Raw genomic sequence first — 19,326 nt, 5'->3', positions numbered from 1 at the left:
ACTACTGGCCTCGCTTATCCTGCTCAGACAAAGATGCCAGCAGGTGCTCCAGCTCCTCCAGCTCCTGCGACTCTATCAAACGACTATCAGCAAACATGGCAACCGGCAACGGGCCGTCCAGTTCCAGCACATTTTTAGCAAATTCCTGGGCGTAGGCGGCCAAAGTCGGCACTTTTTCAACGCGGGCCGTGTACGACTTTTTACTGCCCTGTTCACCAATGCTCAGCAACCCTTTGTCTCCCATGCGCTCAAGTGTTTTGCGTGTTGAGGAATACGACCAGTTAAAACGCGCAGCAATGGCATCGTGAATTTCTTTGGCGGTGCGCGGCTCCTGTTGCCACAGCAGCTTGAGGATCTCTAATTCGGTGGTATTAGGTTTCATATCTGTTGTTGTTTTAATGTGACATATGTCGCACTTTAACAGTTAAAAAAGTGCGACACAAGTCACACTTTTAAAATGACGGCACAAATCAGCGCAACATGACCGCTAAATCTTCCGTTAACCTTGCATCTCGTTCAAGCCAGGTGCCTTGACTTTCCCAGCTTCTGCTTATATCCCTAAATATATGTGACCGTTCAAAAAGTTGACCTCAGACAACGCCCTTTTTAGCAATCATGGTAGTTTTGACGGCGGTAAAATAAGGTGGACCGAGCACGCTGTGCCACCACAATGGGGTTGAGTAACTATGGATACACTTCAACTGATAGGTAGTCTGATTGGCGGCCTGGGGATTTTTTTGGTCGCCATCGGTATGATGACAGATGGCTTGAAACTCGCCGCCGGCGCGTCGCTGCGCAAAGTGCTGGCGACCTGGACCAAAACCCCACAACGTGGCATTGCCTCGGGCTTTTGCATGACGGCACTGGTGCAATCGTCCAGCGCAGTAACCGTTGCCTCGCTGGGCTTTGTTAATGCGGGCCTGATTACTATGCATCAGGCACTGGGGATCGTCTATGGTGCCAATGTCGGCACAACCATCACTGGCTGGCTGGTTGCCGCAGTTGGGTTTAAATTCAATATTCAGGCCATAGCCCTGCCGCTGATTGGCATAGGTGCACTAATGAAGCTGTTGCGCCCGCAAACCCGGCTGGCGTCAGCGGGCCTGGCGCTGGTTGGCTTTGGCTTGTTTTTCATCGGCATCGATATTCTTAAAGACGCGTTTGAACATGTTGTCGCCACTTTTGATCTGAGCCAGTTCACCGCCGAAGGATTGACCGGCATGCTGACGTTTTTACTGGTTGGCATTGTAATGACCACTCTGACGCAGTCATCCAGCGCGTCCATCGCGCTGACTATTACGGCGGCAGCCAGTGGCATGATTGGCCTGTATGCAGCCGGCGCCATGGTGATAGGAGCCAATATTGGTACTACCTCGACCTCAATTCTCGCTGCCATTGGTGCCACGTCCAACGCCAAACGCGTAGCCGCGGCGCAAGTTGTATTTAACGCGCTCACCGCTCTGGTGGCCTTTGTCCTGTTACCTGTGCTGTTTTACCTGATCGCCGAGATCACCGGCTTTTTTAATCTGACCGCCGACCCGGCGCTGTCACTGGCGCTATTCCATACCCTGTTTAATGTACTGGGCGTGATGCTGATCTTTCCACTCAATAACCGATTGGCAGGCTTTTTAATGAAACGCTTTTGCAGCGCCGAAGAGACTGCCGCCCGGCCACGATTTTTGGATAAAACCATTGCCCAGACACCGGCACTGGCCACCAATGCGCTACTGCTCGAAACCAAATTAGTGGCCGATAAAATACTGGCGCAGTACGAAAAGTCTCGCCAGCCTCTGGACGCTCTGGCCATTGAACAAGCGATCCAGACTATTCAGAAGCTCTGTCAGCACATTAGTAACTTTATTGTTACCGTGGAGCAGTCGGCCCTGTCCCAGGAAACCACTGGTCTGCTGGCAAAGCTGATGCGCATTGAGCACTACCTGATCACCTGCAGTCACTGTGTTGAAAAGCTAGCCCACTTGCAGCCACAAAAGCAACTAGCCGATCACCCTGAATTACACGCCCAGCTTCAGGAATATCAGTCGCAGCTGGGGCACTTTATGAAAACCAGCCTGACAGCCGAATCGATGAGTGAAAGCACCTTAACCGCCGCACTTGAACAACTACAGCAGCTGCATGACGACGTTAAGGATGATTTGATCCTGGCCGGTACTAATGCAACCCTGCCTATCGACAATATGGTGGTCAACATCAATGGTCTGTCCGATATGTGGCAGCTGACACAGCAATGGCAAAAAGCCATGTTATTGTTATATATGATAGAGCACCAGCTTTCCCCTGGCGTAAACAGTAATAGCACCAAATAATTCACTGTTGGATAGTGCTCAGATAGCAAAAATAAGGCTATCAAGAAGCCGACGTAACATTAAAGTGATGTGGGCATCTGAGTTTAAGATAGGTGCGTATCTCTGCAGTTTTGAGCCGAGATATCGCCTCGTTCGTTTGCGAATAATGGCACACTATCAGTCATTATTCGCCCGTTGAGAACTGCTCAATATAATGGGAACCCCCTCCCCAACACGTGCAAGATAAACAAACTAATCCCCCTGCATATGCTTTAGTAAAAATAATCCAGAGCGCAACAAGCCTGTCACATTGTACCTATATTGTTTTATTGATCATTTAATCACCACCAAGGAAGTGACAGTGTCAATGATTTTTGAATTAAGGCCTAATAAGCTCTTGTTATTATTAAGCATAGTAGTAGTCTTCGTTACCTTGCTAATACTGATTGGTAAACCAGAGAAAACAGCAAGCATCGCGCCTACTCAGACGGCCCCGCAAGTATTACCGGTAGCAACCACAAAGACAGCCAGTACAAGAAACTCGGACAACAATACGTATGCGTTACCGTATGCGTTACCGCCTTCCGGGGCTAAAATAAGTGAACAAAATCCCGAACCAATGCTCTGGCAGTCACCTGAAGACCAACTGATACACTCTTTAGCATCGCTACAAGAAAAGGTTGCTGCCAGCACGGCGTCTTTACAGCACGCAATATTGGGCCCTAATCAGGCATATTCAGAACTACGCATTGATATGCTGATGGCACTTGAGCAAGACCCGTCTTTGATAATTCATATTGTGGATGCTTTTGTGCAGGCACCTGACAGCTTACTTGGCAGAGAGCTGAGCGCCGTTCTTTCAAAAACGGGTGATCCACTGGCACAACGCGCAGCTATAGAGCTGGCAACCGAGCTATCCAATAGTGAGGACGACAGAGCCGCTGGATTATTCTTGCTAGCAAATATGGACAGTATTACTGGGCAAACTCGTGACCGCTTGCTGGAGCATATAGATTCAGAGCAAGAATCCAGTTCAGATATGAAGCAGTTTACAATTATGGCTCTGAAACCCGCTCCGGGTACTCGGGAAGATTATGAACGCGTACAACAAACTCTCTCACGCGTCGTTGTTTCCACAGATCAAAACGTAAGACGCCATGGTGCTTATCAGATAGCGCAATGGGCCACTTCCGACACAGATCTTACTCCTGTAAGACACATGGCCATACATGAAGAAGATGTTAATGCGCGTGCAAGAGCGATTATGTCCATTGCTGAAAGTACCTTCAAATCAGAAGACAATCGCGCAGTTTTGTGGCACACAATCAACAACCAAAATGAACATACTGCTGTTAAAAAACATGCGCTAAAAGCACTTTCAACCTACTCGCTTAGTCACCAAGAATTAGCGCATCTTCGCGTAAAAATGAATGAGCTAGCTTCTGAAGAAAATTAGTAAGCGATTTAGTATAGCTACAACGAATTTGAAATTAGACCTTCAAATACCCTGATATTGATATCGAAATACTCATTTTACATTAAGGAAAAATAATGAAGTTTAATAAAATCTCCACCCTCGCGGGTGCATTCATCCTTATGGCGTCTGTCTCTCAGGCAGCTCAGGCTAATACCATCTATGGCACCAGTGGCAATGATGTTTTGATCGGCACTTCTGCTTGGGACACCATCTTTGGCAACAGTGGCAACGATGAAATTTACGGTAAAGACGGCTGGGATAACTTGTATGGTGGTAATGGTAATGACAGACTCCATGGACAAGAGGGGTCTGATAACTTATTTGGTGGTAGCGGCAACGACTATTTATACGGTGGTGGTTATCCTTATGACAACCTGAATGATAGCCTTTACGGTGGCTCTGGTTACGATATTTGCTATAACAACAGCGACAACCCCTATTATAACTCATGCGAAAAACGCCGCTGAGCCAGATTACTTTGATGTTATAACACGACGTTTATATCAGCTTGTCTGAGACAGCGTTGTGCAGCAAAAAACACCACCATCACAATAAAGACGGTGGTGTTTTCATTCTGTACAGGTAAAACATTTTCTCTGAGGGCCACCGCTTTTTACGACGGGTGAATAAACCCACTGAACCACTGCCTTTTTCTGGCTGCTTAACTGCCACTTTGATGATGCTTGAAAAGAATTGGTCACTGTAACCGCAAACTCAAGCACTTGAACAACTACAGCAGCTGCATGACGACGTTAAAGACGATCTGCTCCTTGCCGGTACCAATGCGACCCTGCCAATCGACAATATGGTGGTCAACATCAATGGCCTGTCCGATCTGTGGCAGCTGACACAGCAATGGCAAAAAGCCATGTTATTGTTATATATGATAGAAGCGCAATTGAGCCCGCAGCAAGGCACCAGCAGTACGGGAACTTAAGTCATCCCCCCGACGGAACACTGCCTGGCAAACGTCACAGTAAAAGGAGCAAGGCATGGCATCATTTTGGGGAGATTATGCGGCTTGGGCAGGCATTGTCTTTTGCCTGTCTCAGTCGGCGATGTTTTCGGGACTAAACCTGGCATTTTTCAGTCTCAGTCGGTTACGCCTTGAGGTTGAAGTTGCTCAGGGTAACCCGGCGGCAAAAACCATCTTAGCACTGCGCGAGGATTCTAATTTTCTGCTGACAACCATTTTGTGGGGCAATGTCAGCATCAATGTGCTGCTTACTTTACTGTCGGACTCTGTGATGGCTGGTATGGTGGCCTTTGTGTTTTCCACCGTGTTTATCACCTTATTTGGCGAAATTGTGCCACAGGCCTACTTCAGTCGTAACGCCATGCGCATGGGCGCGCTGCTGGCACCCGTGCTCAGGTTTTATCAGTGGCTGCTCTATCCGGTTGCCAAACCTTCGGCCGTGTTACTCGACAGCTGGCTCGGCAAAGAAGGCATTAACTACTTTCGCGAAACCGACCTGAAAAGCGTCATCGAAAAGCACATTGAAGCGGAAGAAGCCGAAGTCGACGTGGTGCTGGTCTGGACCGAACAACCTCGCATCATCACCGGCGCAGATATCCTCGGCCGACTGTTAAAAGGTACCGCAGATGTGACGGCGTAAGCTTAAGTTGAGTGCAGCCACATCAAGCCTTTGTAAATGAAAGTGCGAACGCTACGACGCCTGATTAGGGATAATCTTGATCTCCACGCGGCGGTTTTGTGCTTTGCCCTGCTCGGTGTTGTTACTGGCGACAGGCTGAGATTCCCCCATCCCCTGCGCGTCTATACGTGCCGGGTTTATCTGGTAGGACAGCAAAGACTGCTTTACGCTATTTGCCCGTTGCTCTGAAAGGGTTTGGTTAAACCCGGCTGAACCGGCAGAGTCGGTGTGGCCAATGATGGTCAAAAAGGTTTTGTCGTATTTTTGCATCACACGGGCAATACCCTGCAATGTTTTGTTAAAACCTGGGCTAATGGCCGACTGGCCGGTGGCAAAGGTGATGTTGGCAGGCAAAACCAGGCGCATCTGATCGCCTTCGCGCACCACTTCTACGCCGGTGCCCGCAAGCTCTTCGTTAAAAGCCGCTTCCTGTTGATCCATGTAATTGCCAATGGCTGCACCAGCAATGGCGCCCACCGCCGCACCAATGGCAATGCGCTTGTCTTTGTGATTGCCCGTGGCTTTACCCAACACGGCACCCGTTGCTGCACCTATCGCCGCGCCTTTACCTGTGTTGTTCATTTCACATCCTGATAAAGCAGCCAGTGCAGCGGCGCCCAGTAGTATCTTATTGATTGTCATATTCATTCCTGAGTTAAATTTCATTATCTCAATTATTGCAATAAAAAATTAACTCGAACTGAAGAGATGACTAAGCTACGTACAGCACGCATAAGCGCAGCTATTGACGTCTATCGCTTGCACGACAGCGCGCGGCGATTCTGTTAGGATGCCTTTTTTGTCTGTCAGACCTTTGGAAAAGCCGTTGAAATTGCCTTTTATATCTCGCTTACTGGCGTTACCTGCATTACTGTTAACGCTGACAACGCAGGCCGTGCCTGTCTATGTACAAGCCGGGCCCGGAAGCTTTAATCATGCCGCGCTTGACTTACTCGCTGCCCGTAACCACATGGATTATCAGCGCTTTTACTCAGGCACCCCAGAGCATACCTATACCAGCGCGGCGCAGGCACAGACCTGGGCTTTTAGTGCACTGGCCAACTCCACCATTAAAGGGCAACTGGTCCCGGCCATTGTGGATGCAATGCGCAGCTATCAGGTCACGGAGCTCAGCGCGGCCGTACATATGCCCATCGAGATGTGTGTATTTGGCTTGAATAAAACCGGTAAAATCACTCATGCTGCCTCGCATCCGGCAGCACTAAAACAGATCAGCCGCTGGCTCAGTGCGCATCAGATCCAAACCAAGCCAGTACCAAAAGGCACCAACGAAGCCGCCCGCTTACTCGCAGCTGGCCAGTTTGACCAAAACACAGTGGCAGTGGGCAGTTGTGCACTCAAAGCCGTGTACCCTGAGCTAACCTTGCGCGAAACTGGCATTCAGGATAACGCAGATAATCATACCCTGTTCGGCCTGATGAAAATGGAAAAACGACCTCAGCCAATCAGCGAGGACGAAGCGCGCAGTGCACTGGCCCACGTTGTGGACCAGGCAAATATGCTGATAAACACGCGCACAGATTCCGCTAAATCGCTGTTCTTACATATCAACCAACGCCTTGCCCTGATGCAGCCCGTGGCGCTGTTTAAAGCACAAAAACACAGGCCCATCGAAGATTTATCCCGTGAAGCTGTCGTGCTATCAAAGGCACTGCAACAAGCCAGTCAGCAGTGTCTGGATACTGCCAGTGTTAAGGCATTTTTCCAGGCGCAAATGGATGCTGCCAAGGCCATTCAATACAGATATCGGGCACAATGGCTTGCAGAGGGCGTACCTAATCAGGAAGCCGACCTGACGCAACTAAGAGACACACTAAATCAGCTCGGCACGGCTATACTCGAAACGCTGACCACTCACCTGGCACAACATGGCAACCTCACCACGGAGCTAAAGCCTGCTTTTCTTGCTGCGCTAAATACAGATAACCTAACTGTACAAGACAAACAAAGGCTCTACCAGGCACTACAGAGCGTACGCAGGGTTGAAAACTGCCAAGCAACCGATTAAAAATCCGCCTAAACCTATCCATCAGCCCTTAGCGCAAGCACAACATAAAGGGCTGATATAAAAGCCAAACAGTATCTATCTCACAGTAATTCGATTAACTTATAATACCGTGCAAGCGCCTTCAAAATTTGCAGCGCTGAATCTTTATCATGGCTAGCAATGACCGCCTGGTTTTCTGCGATTTCGGCTCTCACCATGAACACGTCATGCGCACTTGGACTGCGATAATAGGTTTGCGTCACTAATGCGCCTGCAGAGTTAAATTGCACTTTTAATGCGCCCTCATCAGTCACTTCCCATTGAGTATCCATACTCTTGTCTTTGTCTATGTACTTAAGTTTACCTGTACCGTCTGTATTAAACGTATGCTCGATTACAGTCAGCTCTGCACGCTGGTTTGCGTCATTGGCACTGTTATCAATCACTGTATATAAAGCCTCAGTAATGAGCGTCTTTTCGCTGAATTTCGCTGCCATATTTACTGATACGTCATAGTGTCTGCTGAAGAAGAACAATTCGCCCGTGGAGTTATCTGTCGCCAAAAGCAGTCCCTCTAAAGTCTCAAAAACACTTATTTCCTTGCCGTCCATGACAATCACATTGCCATCAACTTGATAAGGAATAGACTCGTCACCCACTGACGCCACGCCATCTTGCATCACCAACAGTTTAACGCCATCTCGCGCGAAATCCCCGGCACTGAATAACCCCATGTACCAGCGTCCTTCGCCCAACTCTAACTCATCCTTCAAGGTCCAAACATCTGGTACAGGGTAAGATGTTTCTGTCACCCAGTGCGCAACCCACTTAAGGCCATCTTCGCTCTTCTCCAGTACCAGACTGTCTATATCGTCGAGTGCCATTTCCAGAGCGTATTGCACCAACCCAACGGTGTCGGCAACCAACTTCTCTGGAAAACTCACATCGTCTTTAACTAAGGAGAAATTCTCAGGAAGCAGTTTAACAATTGAACGGGCAACCAAGTGAATACGCCTTGATTTAGCTATCGTTGCCGGGTCGTCTGCCGATTTGGCTAATACAAAGTCACTTTTGATCAAAGCAGCATCGAGATTCAGTTCAGACGCTAGCGTATCCATATCGACATTTTTAAGCGTAGCCAGCGTCGAAAATGGTGAAACAATATCTGTGTCCGAGTGTGCAAGTAGTGTGTATGCCTGACCTGCGAGAAGATCAAAATCGCTGTCATACGTCTGCTCTCCAACCACTTTAATCATGACATTGGCATCTGTTGATACCTCAGCCTGCCCTTTTTCATTGGTTGTTAACACCTGTGATGCACCGTCGCTGTCTGTGACAGTTACTTCTTCACCCGAATCACATACCAGGTTGTCGTTCTGATCATCACAGACAATCGCATTGACCAGGTAGCCATCAATGGCGGTGATCGTGCGTGTTTCAGGGATCTTTACAACCACTTTCTGATCCTCAGTCGCCACCTTTGAGTTATCTTCTTTTATCTCGTGGTGACCGCCACAGCCAATCAAGGCCAATGAAATCACATAGGTCAAAAATGACTTGCATGAAGTGAATTTAAAAAACATTGGATTTCCCTATTAAACAAAAAATAAACGTAAATACATAGCCCTGAGCTTTGACGCACCAACTTTACGGCTACAAATCATTGAGGATTAATCGGGATAAATCAATGGAATAAATGTGAATATACAAATTGAAACAAGCAGGAACAGGATGAAACACAATGCGAATAATATTAAACACAAAATGGGAATAATACCTCCCATTAAAAATAACACGCCGTATCTCTGATATTAGATATCTTCAATAAAAAACCGCCATCACATTAATGATAGCGGTTTCAATACCTTTTAGGATTGTACTTTATTGCTAAAGTTTACTTCTTCATACGACGAGTAAACAACACCAAAGACATAAACAACAAAGCAAATGAGCCAAACGAACCACTGTCTTTTTCTGGCTGCTTCACTGTCACTTTAATGTTCTCAGTTGACGATGCGCCAAAGGCATCCGTCACGGTCACTGCAAACTCAAGAACTTCGTTTTGGTCAACAGTAGGCGCTGCTACGCTCATTTGTGCACCACTGCCCGAAACATTCACGCTGGTACCAGAGACCTGCTCCCAGTTAAACGTTAATTCATCTCCTTCCGGGTCAACAGAGGCCGATGCACTCAGCTCGATATTCTGACCCGACGCAACCAAAGTAGAACCCGCAGTCAACACAACCTGAGGCGCATTGTTTTTAGCAACAGCAACAGTCACCAGTTGTCCTGCCTTAGCGCCAAACTCATCCTGTGCAACCACTTCATAAACCAGCGTTTTACCAACCTGTGCTTCATCCGCTTTGAGTTTTACAACCGCTGTTTCACCAACAGGAGCCGTGCTATCACCTGAGCGATTTATCCAGGTATAGGACAGCGTGTCGCCCTCAGGATCCGCCGTGCCGCTGGCATCTAATGTAAACTCCAGCCCGCCTCGCACTTCAATATTCGCTTCGGCAACCTTAATCACAGGCTGCTTGTTCTCGTCGATAGTTACGGTAACACGTTGTTTAGACGCTGCTCCGAATTCGTCAGTCGCTGTTACTTCATAGGTCTGAGTTGTTGTCTCACTTACCACAGGTGCAACAGGTGTAAACGTCTCTGCCGTGCTCAATACAACCTCTGGCGCGCTCATTTCAGCCCAGGCCACAGCATAGTTGTCTCCATCCGGATCCCCTGTACCAGTTGCATCCAGGGCAATGCCCATACCACTTCTGACACTCAGGTTAGTTTGTGCCAGTTTGATAGCAGGGCTCAGATTATCACGCATTTTCACGTCAAATGCTTTCAATACGATATTGTCGTCACCTTCACTGACAGAGCTATCTTTTATGTATTCGAACACCACTGTGTTTGAACCTTTATTCAGGTCAAACGACGTCTTCTCATATTTATCGGCTAAACCACTCTTTCTGAGCACTTGCTCGCCGTTAATGTAGACATTAAAAAAGTCATAGCTCTGCTCAGATGACAGCAGGTACTCGAAGTCAAACCCCAGTGCTAACCCATGGTCAATTTCAGCCAACAGAATAGATTTTTGTGACGCATCCTGAAGGTTAGGATTTTCCTCTCTGTCAGATATGTCACCACTGATCAAAAGTGGTGTTCGGGTGTTGTCTTCAGCGACATCTTCACTGACAAACCAAGGTGCATCGCCGCCAGTATACCACTGTACAACTGGCTCGGAAGACATATGCGCATCAATCACCCTACTGGCGGGGATCTTCTCATAACTGTATGTATAACCACGCGAATGAACCGCCTGATTTGCCAGCTCTGCACTTACTGTGAACTCACCTGCTGAGGAGCTGTCCGATGTAGCCACTGACACTTCACAGTGTTGACCTGGCTCCAGAACCGTTGCCGTACAGTTTTCAGACGCGACGGCAGCGCCGGCAGAATCCTCAGATAACTGAATTCCAGCAACTTCAACCGAGCTGGCAGACTTGTTGTATAAGCTCACAGACACTGTTGCATTGGGTTTATCAGCAATGGTGAACTGCCCAGGTTCAAACCCGGCATATTGTTGGTTTCTATTCGCCCAGGTATTTAAAAATGCAACATCAGCATATACACCTGGTCTGTTTGGGCTTGCACAGCCAAATCCCCAGCTGACCACGCCAACCTGGATCCAACGATTATTGCGATTGACAATCAGCGGGCCACCACTATCGCCCTGACAGGAATCTTTGCCGCCCTCATCGAATCCGGCGCACAGCATACTATCGGAAATTCTGCCATCGTAGTGCTTGGCATCATTACACACTTCATTTGGAATATAGGCCACATCCACTTCATGCAGCTTATCCGGTGATGGACCACCTGCATGTAGTGCTCCCCAGCCCATTACTCTGAAGTTTTCACCAGCCACATAACTGCGCTTCAGCTCATCGTCAGCCAACTCAATGGGCGTGATACCCTCGACCGGATTTGCCAGGGTCAATATCGCGATATCATTATTGTAGTCGTACTCATCCTTGTAACCTTCATGCATGACGATGTCCGTCACTTCATAGGCCTGTCCCTGACTTTCGTCAGTCAGGTCATGGCCACCAAATTTAACCGCAAAATCACTGGCACTCCAGCCCTCAACGCAGTGCGCTGCCGTCAGCACCTTGTTTGGAGCAATGAGCGACGAGCCACAATAGTGAACAAATTTCTCACCATTAAAAACTTGCAAACTACCCATAAACGGATAAGCAAAGGGTGTTGTTTCACCCCCACCTACGATTCTGACATTGTCCATCGCAGCACGAGTTTGCAGCGGTAGTTTTTCCTTCGCTTGCGCAACGCCCGTTAAAGAGGTGGTTGCCAAAGTAAGTAAAAGTGCTTTTTTTATTGTTGTTTCCATGCAATTGTCCTGATTTAAAAAGACTTATTCATTTAAAACTAATGATTTAGACAAACTATCACAAAAAGTTCCTAAATATAAAACAAAATATACATCAAACGGCAATATTTACAAAAACAAAACAATTGGTGGCTAGATAATGCACAAGCTGTGCGAATGCGTACGATGATAAAGAAGGGTTATCATTTAAGATGGCGCATTTGGTGCTGCGGGACAGGATAAAAGAGAAGCTATCTGAGCAGAGGTTTCTACCCAGATAGTCTATTGGTTTTGCAGATCCGTTAGCGGGGCGATAACGGAACTGTGTTCACTTATTTAGAGTGTATCGTCCAGCCACTTGAAGAACTCTCGCTGCCAGACAATGCCATTTTGTGGCGAAAGCACCCAGTGGTTCTCTTCAGGGAAATACAGGAAGCGGCTTTTCAGGCCACGCAATTTTGCTGCCTGGAATGCCTGGATCCCCTGCTCCAACGGTACCCGATAGTCTTTACCACCGTGGATAACAAACATAGGCGCATCCCATTTATCAACATAGCTGATTGGGTTAAAGGCCGAATAAGTTTTGTCGGTTGCGGCGTTTTTCTCCCAGTACGCCCCGCCAAACTCGTGATCCACAAAGAAGATTTCTTCTGTGCTGCCATACATGCTGCGCAAGTCGAAGATGCCGCAGTGGGCGATAAAAGACTTAAAGCGACCATCATGATTGCCAGCTAAATAAAAGGCTGAATAGCCGCCAAAGCTTGCACCAACAGCAGCAATACGCGATTTATCAACGTACGGAGCCTTGGCAACCTCATCAATGGCATCCAGGTAATCTTGCATCACCTTGCCACCCCAGTCCTGGGTAATATCTTGGTTCCACTTAACGCCATGTCCCGGCATACCACGGCGGTTTGGTGCCACCACAATATAACCCTGTGATGCCATGACCTGGAAATTCCAGCGGAACGAATAAAACTGCGACAACGCCGACTGTGGCCCACCTTGCAAATACAACAAAGTTGGGTACTTCTTCGTTTCGTCAAAGTTTGGCGGATAAATCACCCAGCTCAGCATATCCTGGCCATCTTTGGTCTTTACCATCTGCTTTTTAACAGTTGGCAGGTCCAGATTTGCGTAGAGCGCATCGTTGACCTTAGTCAGCGCAATCAGCTTTTGGCTTTTCAGATCAAAGCGGTAAATTTCATTCGCTTTGTTCATGCTACTACGTGTTACTACCAGGTGTTTATCCAGTGCAGCCACTATACCATTCACATCAAACTGACCTTTGGTAAGCTGTTTAATGAGCGGTCTGGCTTTTGGATTGGTGGTTACTGCAACCTGGAATAACTGGATAGTCCCATCGGTTGGTGCCACAAAGTAAATGTGCTTACCATCGGGGCTCCACTTAAAACTGTTTACTGTGCCATCCCAGTGCGCTGTCAGGTTGACGTTATAATCGTTCGCTCTGATTATGATGTCATTCTTATCGGCTTCATAACCAGGTGTGGTCATTTGTAACCAGGCAAGGTGCCCTTTTGGCGAGAAAGCCGGATACTTATCGTAACCCGGATTGCTTTGGGTCAGATTAACGGTCTCTTTACTGGCCAGATTGTAGCGATAGATATCCGTATTGGTGCTAGATACATACTCAGCACCGGTCAGCTTCTTGCTTACATAATAGATGTTTTCGCCCTTTGGTCCCCAGATATAATCACTGCCACCGCCAAACGGCGAGGTGGGACTATCAAAGGGTTGCCCCTGCATGATATCGACTTTTTCTTCTGTTTTCAGATCCTGATAAAACACATGCTTGTAGCTGCCATCTTTCCAGGTGTCCCAGTGACGGTAGTTCAGGTCATCAAACACATAGGCATTTGCCTGAGTCAGCGTCTTGTGTCTGTCCGTTGCCAGAACCGCTTCCACTGCAACTTTCTCATGGAACAGCTTTTTACTGCCATCCACAGAGATTTTATCGTTTGCCAGCAGTCCCTGGTATGCATCCAGCAACTGCGGTGTGCCACCTTTAAGTGGCACCTGGTATACTTTACTGGCAAAATTGTTTTGCTCAACACTCGGCGTGGTTACTTTGTAGATGACATGGGTTTTGTCTTTATTCAGCCCCAGCGCGCTTACGCGCTTTACCTGCCAGAGCTTTTCCGGGGTCATCACCTCTTTGGCGGCAACGCCGGTTGTTACTGCCAGCCCCAGGCCAGCATATGCAAGAATTCGCAACATCGCGAAATACCTCCGAAAATTGAATCCCGGCTAGACTACCTAAATCAGCAAAAACTTAAAAGAGATAGCGATGAGTGGCTTGTCCTAGCGTGAAATATTAGCAGCAGAAAATAAAGAGTAGAACGGGGACGTTACTCCCCGCGGCATGGGTTATTCAGCGACAACAACCCCCCACTTCTTAACGAACTTGGCACTGGTAGTGACGGCAAAGTGCGCTTCCTGCTTTTCCTCTGTTGGCATGACGCCAAGGAAGAAGCTGAAGTTTTTCGGCGAGGTCACTTCGTCAGCCCTATCCAGATCAACGCCAAATTCCAGCTCGCCGCCAACTTTAGATATCAAACCGCGCAGGTCAATTTCATTAGTGTGGAAGTTGGGATAAAACGTCTTCTCTTGCGGGTCATAATCGTAAACGACGAAGGAAAATGACACACTGGTATCGTTCATCGAGGTATGCTGCAGCACTGCACTGCTTTCCTTGTTGCCTGTAGAAATGCGACAGTCGAAAATGATCGGGTCGGCGTGCCCGCCTTCCCAAAAGATATGTGAGATAACCCCCACCACTTTGACTTTGTCGCCACTGATGTCTGTGGGCACAGTGACCGCCAAGTCTTTTTTATATTCTCTGTCGCCAATTTTCAATGAGGTAATATAACCTACCGGTATTTGCGCATCTTTTTGAAAGTTAAATCCCTGCTCAACGCTACAAGCCAAATTTGTTGAAGCCATCTTAGTCTCCGTAATAAGTCAATTTTTATAGTTTTGTTTCCAGTCTCAGCTCAGTATCCAGTCCTTCAAACTGTAGATAAAAAGAGATACTCACCGTACATTTATACCATTATAGACCCCCGTCCACGGCAACTTTTCAACATTAATTGCTTTAAAAAGATAACCTTGCAGGACCAAAACGTCTGGATTGACGGCCGTCGCAACATATCTGAATATTCCGCCCACTTACCGCGTATCTATTCCCAAAGGCGTTACAATGTATCATAAATAGGGGTTGTACTGAGTGACGGTTTGTATTCCCAGTGCTGGTGTATAAGCGGTCAACCACTAATATGAATAGAGTACTAAAACAATGAAAAAACTTTCTATTTTAACGTCTTGTATTGCACTGACGTTGTCTGGTTCAGCGATTGCCGCTGAGTCTGCGCACACCAACAATACGCTTACCTATCAGGATGTATTTAACATTGAATACGCCGCGAACCCGGTGGTTATGCCAAACGGCAAACAAGTTGTCTATGAGCGCCGCAGTATGGATATCATGACAGACAGCATGAAAAGAAACCTGTGGACCGTATCACTGGATGGCAAAACACACCTGCCGCTGTTGTCAGACACACATAACCATTTCAGCCCGGTGTTCTCCCCGGACGGCACAAAAATGGCCTATCTTTCCAGCAAAGAAGGCAAAGTTCAAATCTACGTACGCGACTTAGCATCGGGCCTGACTGCACGGGTAACAGATGTTGCGATGACACCCAGTAGCCTGAGCTTCTCGCCGGATGGCAGCCAGCTGGCTTTCTCCATGTTTACCCCGGGTAAGGCAAAGCCCCTATTCAGCCTCGACTTTAAACCCAAAGACGCAAAGTGGGCCGACAATGCTCAGTATATAGATCAAGCCCTGTTCCAGCGTGATGGTGCTGGCATGAAACGCCCGGGCAATATGCACATGTATGTTGTGCCCGCCATTGGCGGCTCGCCGCGACAAATGACCTCAGGCAAACACGACTACGCAGGCTCACTGGCCTGGTCAGGCGATGGCAAGCAGCTCATTGTCGCCGCCAATACCCATGATGATGCCCAGTTTGATGTGTTCAACAGCGATTTACTGGCCATTGATGTACGCACTGCCAAAGTCACCGAACTGACCGCTATGTCTGGCCCTGAGTATAGCCCTAAGCTTAGCCCCAACGGAAAAAAGCTGGCATTTCTTGGCTTTGAAGACAATGGTAAATCGAACCAGATCACAGAACTTTATGTGATGAACCCGGATGGCTCAGACATTAAACGACTGACACCTAAGCTGGATCGCAGCGTTGGCGACATAAAATGGGCCGACAACAGTAAGGGCTTATATTTCAGTTATGACAACGAAGGGAAGAAACACGTCGCCTACGTTTCTTTATCTGGCAAGATAAAAACCCACACCAATGCGCTGGGTGGCATGAGCTTAGGCCGTCCTTATACCTCGGGTCATTTTGATGTAACCGACAATGGTCAGATTGTTTACACTCAATCTACTGGCGTACGTCCTGCCGACTTGGCCGTGGTCAGTAAGCGTGGAAAAGTCTCTCAACTGACCGACTTGAACAGTGATGTGTTCGACCATAAAACACTGAACCAGCCTGAGCTGATGGAAGTAAAAAGCAGTGTTGACGGCAGACGCCTGCAAGCCTGGATTGTGACCCCGCCTAACTTTGACCCAAATAAAAAGTACCCGCTGATCCTGGAGATCCACGGTGGCCCACATACCGCGTACGGCCCGGAATTTTCGACCGAAGTCCAGCTGTTCGCAGCCGCCGGTTACGTCGTGGTTTATGGTAATCCTAGAGGGTCCACCTCGATGGGCGCTGACTTTGCCAACGAGATTGATAAAAACTACCCGTCAGAGGATTACAACGACCTGATGGACATGGTTGACGGTGTGATTGCCAAAGGCTACGTAGATCAGGACAATCTGTTTGTCACCGGCGGCTCTGGCGGCGGTACATTAACCGCTTGGATCATCGGCAAAACAGACCGCTTTAAGGCTTCGGTGGTTGCAAAGCCCGTTATCAACTGGACCAGCATGATTGGTGCTTCCGACATCTATACCTTTATGACGCGATACTGGTTTAGCGACCTGCCCTGGAACGACTACCAGCAATACTGGAACCGCTCGCCTCTGTCTCTGGTTGGTAATGTGAAAACGCCCACTATGGTACTCACCGGTGAACTCGACGTGCGCACCCCAATGAGTGAAAGTGAGCAGTACTATGGCGCACTGCAACTACAAGGGGTAGACAGTGCCTTTGTACGCATTCAGGGCGCCTACCATGGCATTGCCGCCAAACCCTCCAACCTGGCACGTAAAGTGGGTAACATCCTGGCCTGGTTTGAGAAGTACCGAACTGATACTAAAGAAGACTAAATCTTTGCAGCCACCCGCATGGCGGGTGGCTTTTAATCACCTCAAACTGTAGTGCCAGGTCCTGAGCTCTACGCGCACAGACTCCAAAAAGTGACTAAGACACCTTTGCACCAAGCGCTATTTTGGCTTGAGAGCCAGAGCCACAGAACCTTGCCAAAGCGTGAAAAAATGGGTTTAATGATACCCATAATGAAGGTTGTTCAGGCAGGGAATGAGTCAGGCTGTAACGGTTTAAGCCACAATCGGTTCAAATCAAATGTTACTCATCAAAAGCAAATCCCCATAGCATAAACCACACCAGCCGGAAACGCGTGCAGGTAGCGGCCCAGTTCAACAAGCGATTTTGCGTACTGCGTACGCATGAATACTAAAGCGTTATAAGCTAAGGGTAGAGCATTGAAGTCTTCTATATTTTTATTTTTTGTAAGTATTTTTCTAACCCACTTCACTGTCCTTGCCGATTCTAAAGTTAGTTTTGCTACGACTGAAAATATACAGCTTGAATATATTGATATAGGTGCTGGAGATATTAACATCATTATTGAGTCAGGCATAGGGATGGGGGTTGATTATTGGAAGCCACTATTAACTAAATTAAAAGCACTTAAACATCGAGTTATTATTTATTCTCGTGCTGGCAATGGCAGATCAACAGCAGCTACTGATGTTTCCATTCAGAAATCCAATAAGCGCCTACATGCTCTAATGAAGCTTTTAAATATTGATAAAAATATTATTTTAGTAGGTCACTCATATGGAGGTATTCATGTTCGTGAATATATCACTTCTTATCGAGACCAAGTGATAGGCCTAGTTCTGCTAGATCCAAGTCACGAGAAATTTTCTAAAAAGTTAACTCAGTTAAATAAAGCTTGGGCGAGTAAAGATGATAGAAAGCTAAACTCACTTTTGGCTAAAAGCCAAGAGTGGAAAGTTTTGCAAGAGATATATAAAAATGAGAAATTAAAAGATAAAGGCTCTATTACTAAAATACCGACTGTCATTGTCACCTCCAGTAAATTAGGAGAAAGCGATTGGTGGATTGGGCATAGTGAGCAAGGAAAAGAAATATGGAGAGAGCTCCATTCTTCATTAATACGGCATAACCCTAATTCAATTCATATTGTTTCAAACTCAACTGGTCACAATATACCTATTGATTCACCTAGCTTAGTTAATATAGCTATTGAACAAGCAGTTAATTTGGTTAATGGCTTATAACACCTATTCTGAGTGTTGAACAAGCCCTGCATTACGGGTGGCTTTATCCTTTACCCAGGGTAAGAGCATGAAAAATCATTTGCTATTCAGTACCTTTTCAAGGTAGCTCTCGCTTCTAGCTGCTTTCATTTGTTTGGCGCGTACGCCCTTTTTGAAGGTCATTTCTTTTTTCAATAAATTCAACGCCATATGGCGTATACCAGCGAATACTTCTGCTCCACCATCTCGACGAATGCGACAACCATCTTCGTTCATAGCAACATCTAAACACCAATGAAGACTATGGTGAGTAGGCCGCGGGAACCTCCCCCGCAGCCTCTCGCAGAACGGTACGTTAACCTCTCAATTCATACCGCTCCCATCAAGCAAACGCTCCTGCCATTCCTGCCCGCCAATGAGCAAACAACCTCGGGTTCTTCTTTGCTATCCCTTCGAGGAACTTCGAGGCTCGGGATTTGTGTCTGCGCAGAGCCTTAAACTTACGTCTTGCCCAACGCACCAGTGTTTTGTTGAGTTGTCTGAATACCTTGTACATTTCTGAACGGCAGAATTGACCATAGTAACCCAACCAACCATTTATCATGGGGTTGAGCCTGCCCGCCATCTGCGCGATATTCAGCTCTGTTCGCATTCGGCTCTTCAACTTACGGATCTTGAATCGCATTGCCTTCTGAGCTGACTAGCATCAGGATCACAAGGATCACACAGGATCACAGACACCCACCCCAAACTGGCGTGCGGAGGGGAACTCGTCCAAAGGATCACAGACACTGTTGTGATTCAATAAAACCGGACACTATTTTAGGTGGTATTATTACCACTCAATGAGAGGTGTCTATGACCAGAAAACGTCGTACTTTTACACAAGAATTTAAATTGGAAGCCGCTGCATTGGTGC

14 protein-coding genes and 2 pseudogenes are annotated in these 19,326 nt (G+C 47.4%); 8 read left to right on the top strand and 8 right to left on the bottom strand.

The annotated features are described in order from the left end of the window. Window position 1 precedes the first annotated feature (1 nt). Window positions 2-382: a BlaI/MecI/CopY family transcriptional regulator gene (locus tag L1285_RS19290; protein WP_235413813.1), complete on the bottom strand. Its 381-nt coding sequence runs from the start codon at window positions 380-382 to the stop codon at window positions 2-4. A gap of 304 nt (window positions 383-686) precedes the next feature. On the opposite strand from L1285_RS19290, the gene L1285_RS19285 reads away from it, so the two are divergent. From L1285_RS19285 to L1285_RS19270, 5 genes and pseudogenes are all read left to right on the top strand, one after another. Further along, the gene (locus tag L1285_RS19285) at window positions 687-2,324 is read left to right on the top strand and encodes a Na/Pi cotransporter family protein (protein ID WP_235413812.1); all 1,638 of its coding nucleotides are present in this window, start codon (window positions 687-689) and stop codon (window positions 2,322-2,324) included. 346 nt (window positions 2,325-2,670) lie between these two features. After that, window positions 2,671-3,759 (top strand): hypothetical protein, encoded by a 1,089-nt coding sequence (locus tag L1285_RS19280; protein WP_235413810.1) that lies wholly within the window; start codon window positions 2,671-2,673, stop codon window positions 3,757-3,759. Between the two features lie 95 nt (window positions 3,760-3,854). Then, window positions 3,855-4,247, top strand: coding sequence for a calcium-binding protein (locus L1285_RS19275; protein WP_235413808.1), 393 nt, complete (start codon window positions 3,855-3,857; stop codon window positions 4,245-4,247). Between the two features lie 338 nt (window positions 4,248-4,585). Continuing rightward, a complete protein-coding gene (locus tag L1285_RS23700) occupies window positions 4,586-4,717 on the top strand; it encodes a hypothetical protein (protein ID WP_268836176.1) in 132 nt (43 codons plus the stop codon). Window positions 4,718-4,772: 55 nt separating this feature from the next. Then, window positions 4,773-5,309 (top strand): annotated as a pseudogene (locus L1285_RS19270) (DUF21 domain-containing protein); the annotation flags it as partial. Window positions 5,310-5,447: 138 nt separating this feature from the next. On the opposite strand, the gene L1285_RS19265 reads toward L1285_RS19270, so the two are convergent. After that, the gene (locus L1285_RS19265) at window positions 5,448-6,077 is read right to left on the bottom strand and encodes an OmpA family protein (protein ID WP_235413806.1); all 630 of its coding nucleotides are present in this window, start codon (window positions 6,075-6,077) and stop codon (window positions 5,448-5,450) included. 148 nt (window positions 6,078-6,225) lie between these two features. On the opposite strand from L1285_RS19265, the gene aroQ reads away from it, so the two are divergent. Continuing rightward, complete coding sequence (gene aroQ, locus L1285_RS19260) at window positions 6,226-7,464, top strand: gamma subclass chorismate mutase AroQ (protein ID WP_235413805.1); 1,239 nt, start codon at window positions 6,226-6,228, stop codon at window positions 7,462-7,464. 80 nt (window positions 7,465-7,544) lie between these two features. Here aroQ and L1285_RS19255 read toward each other — a convergent pair whose 3' ends face one another. The 4 genes from L1285_RS19255 to L1285_RS19240 all read right to left on the bottom strand — a co-directional run bounded on the left by L1285_RS19255 (window position 7,545) and on the right by L1285_RS19240 (window position 14,797). Next, window positions 7,545-9,026 (bottom strand): hypothetical protein, encoded by a 1,482-nt coding sequence (locus L1285_RS19255; RefSeq protein ID WP_235413803.1) that lies wholly within the window; start codon window positions 9,024-9,026, stop codon window positions 7,545-7,547. 311 nt (window positions 9,027-9,337) lie between these two features. Further along, window positions 9,338-11,854, bottom strand: coding sequence for a serine protease (locus tag L1285_RS19250; protein ID WP_235413801.1), 2,517 nt, complete (start codon window positions 11,852-11,854; stop codon window positions 9,338-9,340). A 315-nt stretch (window positions 11,855-12,169) separates the two neighbouring features. Continuing rightward, complete coding sequence (locus L1285_RS19245) at window positions 12,170-14,071, bottom strand: S9 family peptidase (protein ID WP_235413799.1); 1,902 nt, start codon at window positions 14,069-14,071, stop codon at window positions 12,170-12,172. A gap of 150 nt (window positions 14,072-14,221) precedes the next feature. After that, on the bottom strand, window positions 14,222-14,797 hold the full coding sequence (locus tag L1285_RS19240) for a hypothetical protein (RefSeq protein ID WP_235413798.1): 576 nt from the start codon (window positions 14,795-14,797) through the stop codon (window positions 14,222-14,224). A 352-nt stretch (window positions 14,798-15,149) separates the two neighbouring features. Between L1285_RS19240 and L1285_RS19235 the strand changes: the two genes are divergently transcribed. Then, a complete protein-coding gene (locus L1285_RS19235; protein ID WP_235413796.1) occupies window positions 15,150-17,207 on the top strand; it encodes a S9 family peptidase in 2,058 nt (685 codons plus the stop codon). 396 nt (window positions 17,208-17,603) lie between these two features. Beyond that, window positions 17,604-18,428: an alpha/beta fold hydrolase gene (locus L1285_RS19230; protein ID WP_235413795.1), complete on the top strand. Its 825-nt coding sequence runs from the start codon at window positions 17,604-17,606 to the stop codon at window positions 18,426-18,428. 75 nt (window positions 18,429-18,503) lie between these two features. On the opposite strand, the pseudogene L1285_RS19225 reads toward L1285_RS19230, so the two are convergent. Further along, window positions 18,504-18,707, bottom strand: a pseudogene (locus tag L1285_RS19225) (transposase); the annotation flags it as partial. Window positions 18,708-18,789: 82 nt separating this feature from the next. Further along, window positions 18,790-19,092, bottom strand: a complete 303-nt coding sequence (locus L1285_RS23990; RefSeq protein ID WP_442960523.1) for a group II intron maturase-specific domain-containing protein — start codon at window positions 19,090-19,092, stop codon at window positions 18,790-18,792. Between the last annotated feature and the right edge of the window lie 234 nt (window positions 19,093-19,326).

This window comes from Pseudoalteromonas sp. DL2-H2.2 (assembly GCF_021532535.1).
GTDB classification, from domain to species: Bacteria; Pseudomonadota; Gammaproteobacteria; order Enterobacterales; family Alteromonadaceae; genus Pseudoalteromonas; species Pseudoalteromonas rubra_A.
The sequence above is the reverse complement of the archived record's forward strand: the minus strand, read 5'-3'. Positions and strand labels throughout refer to the sequence as shown.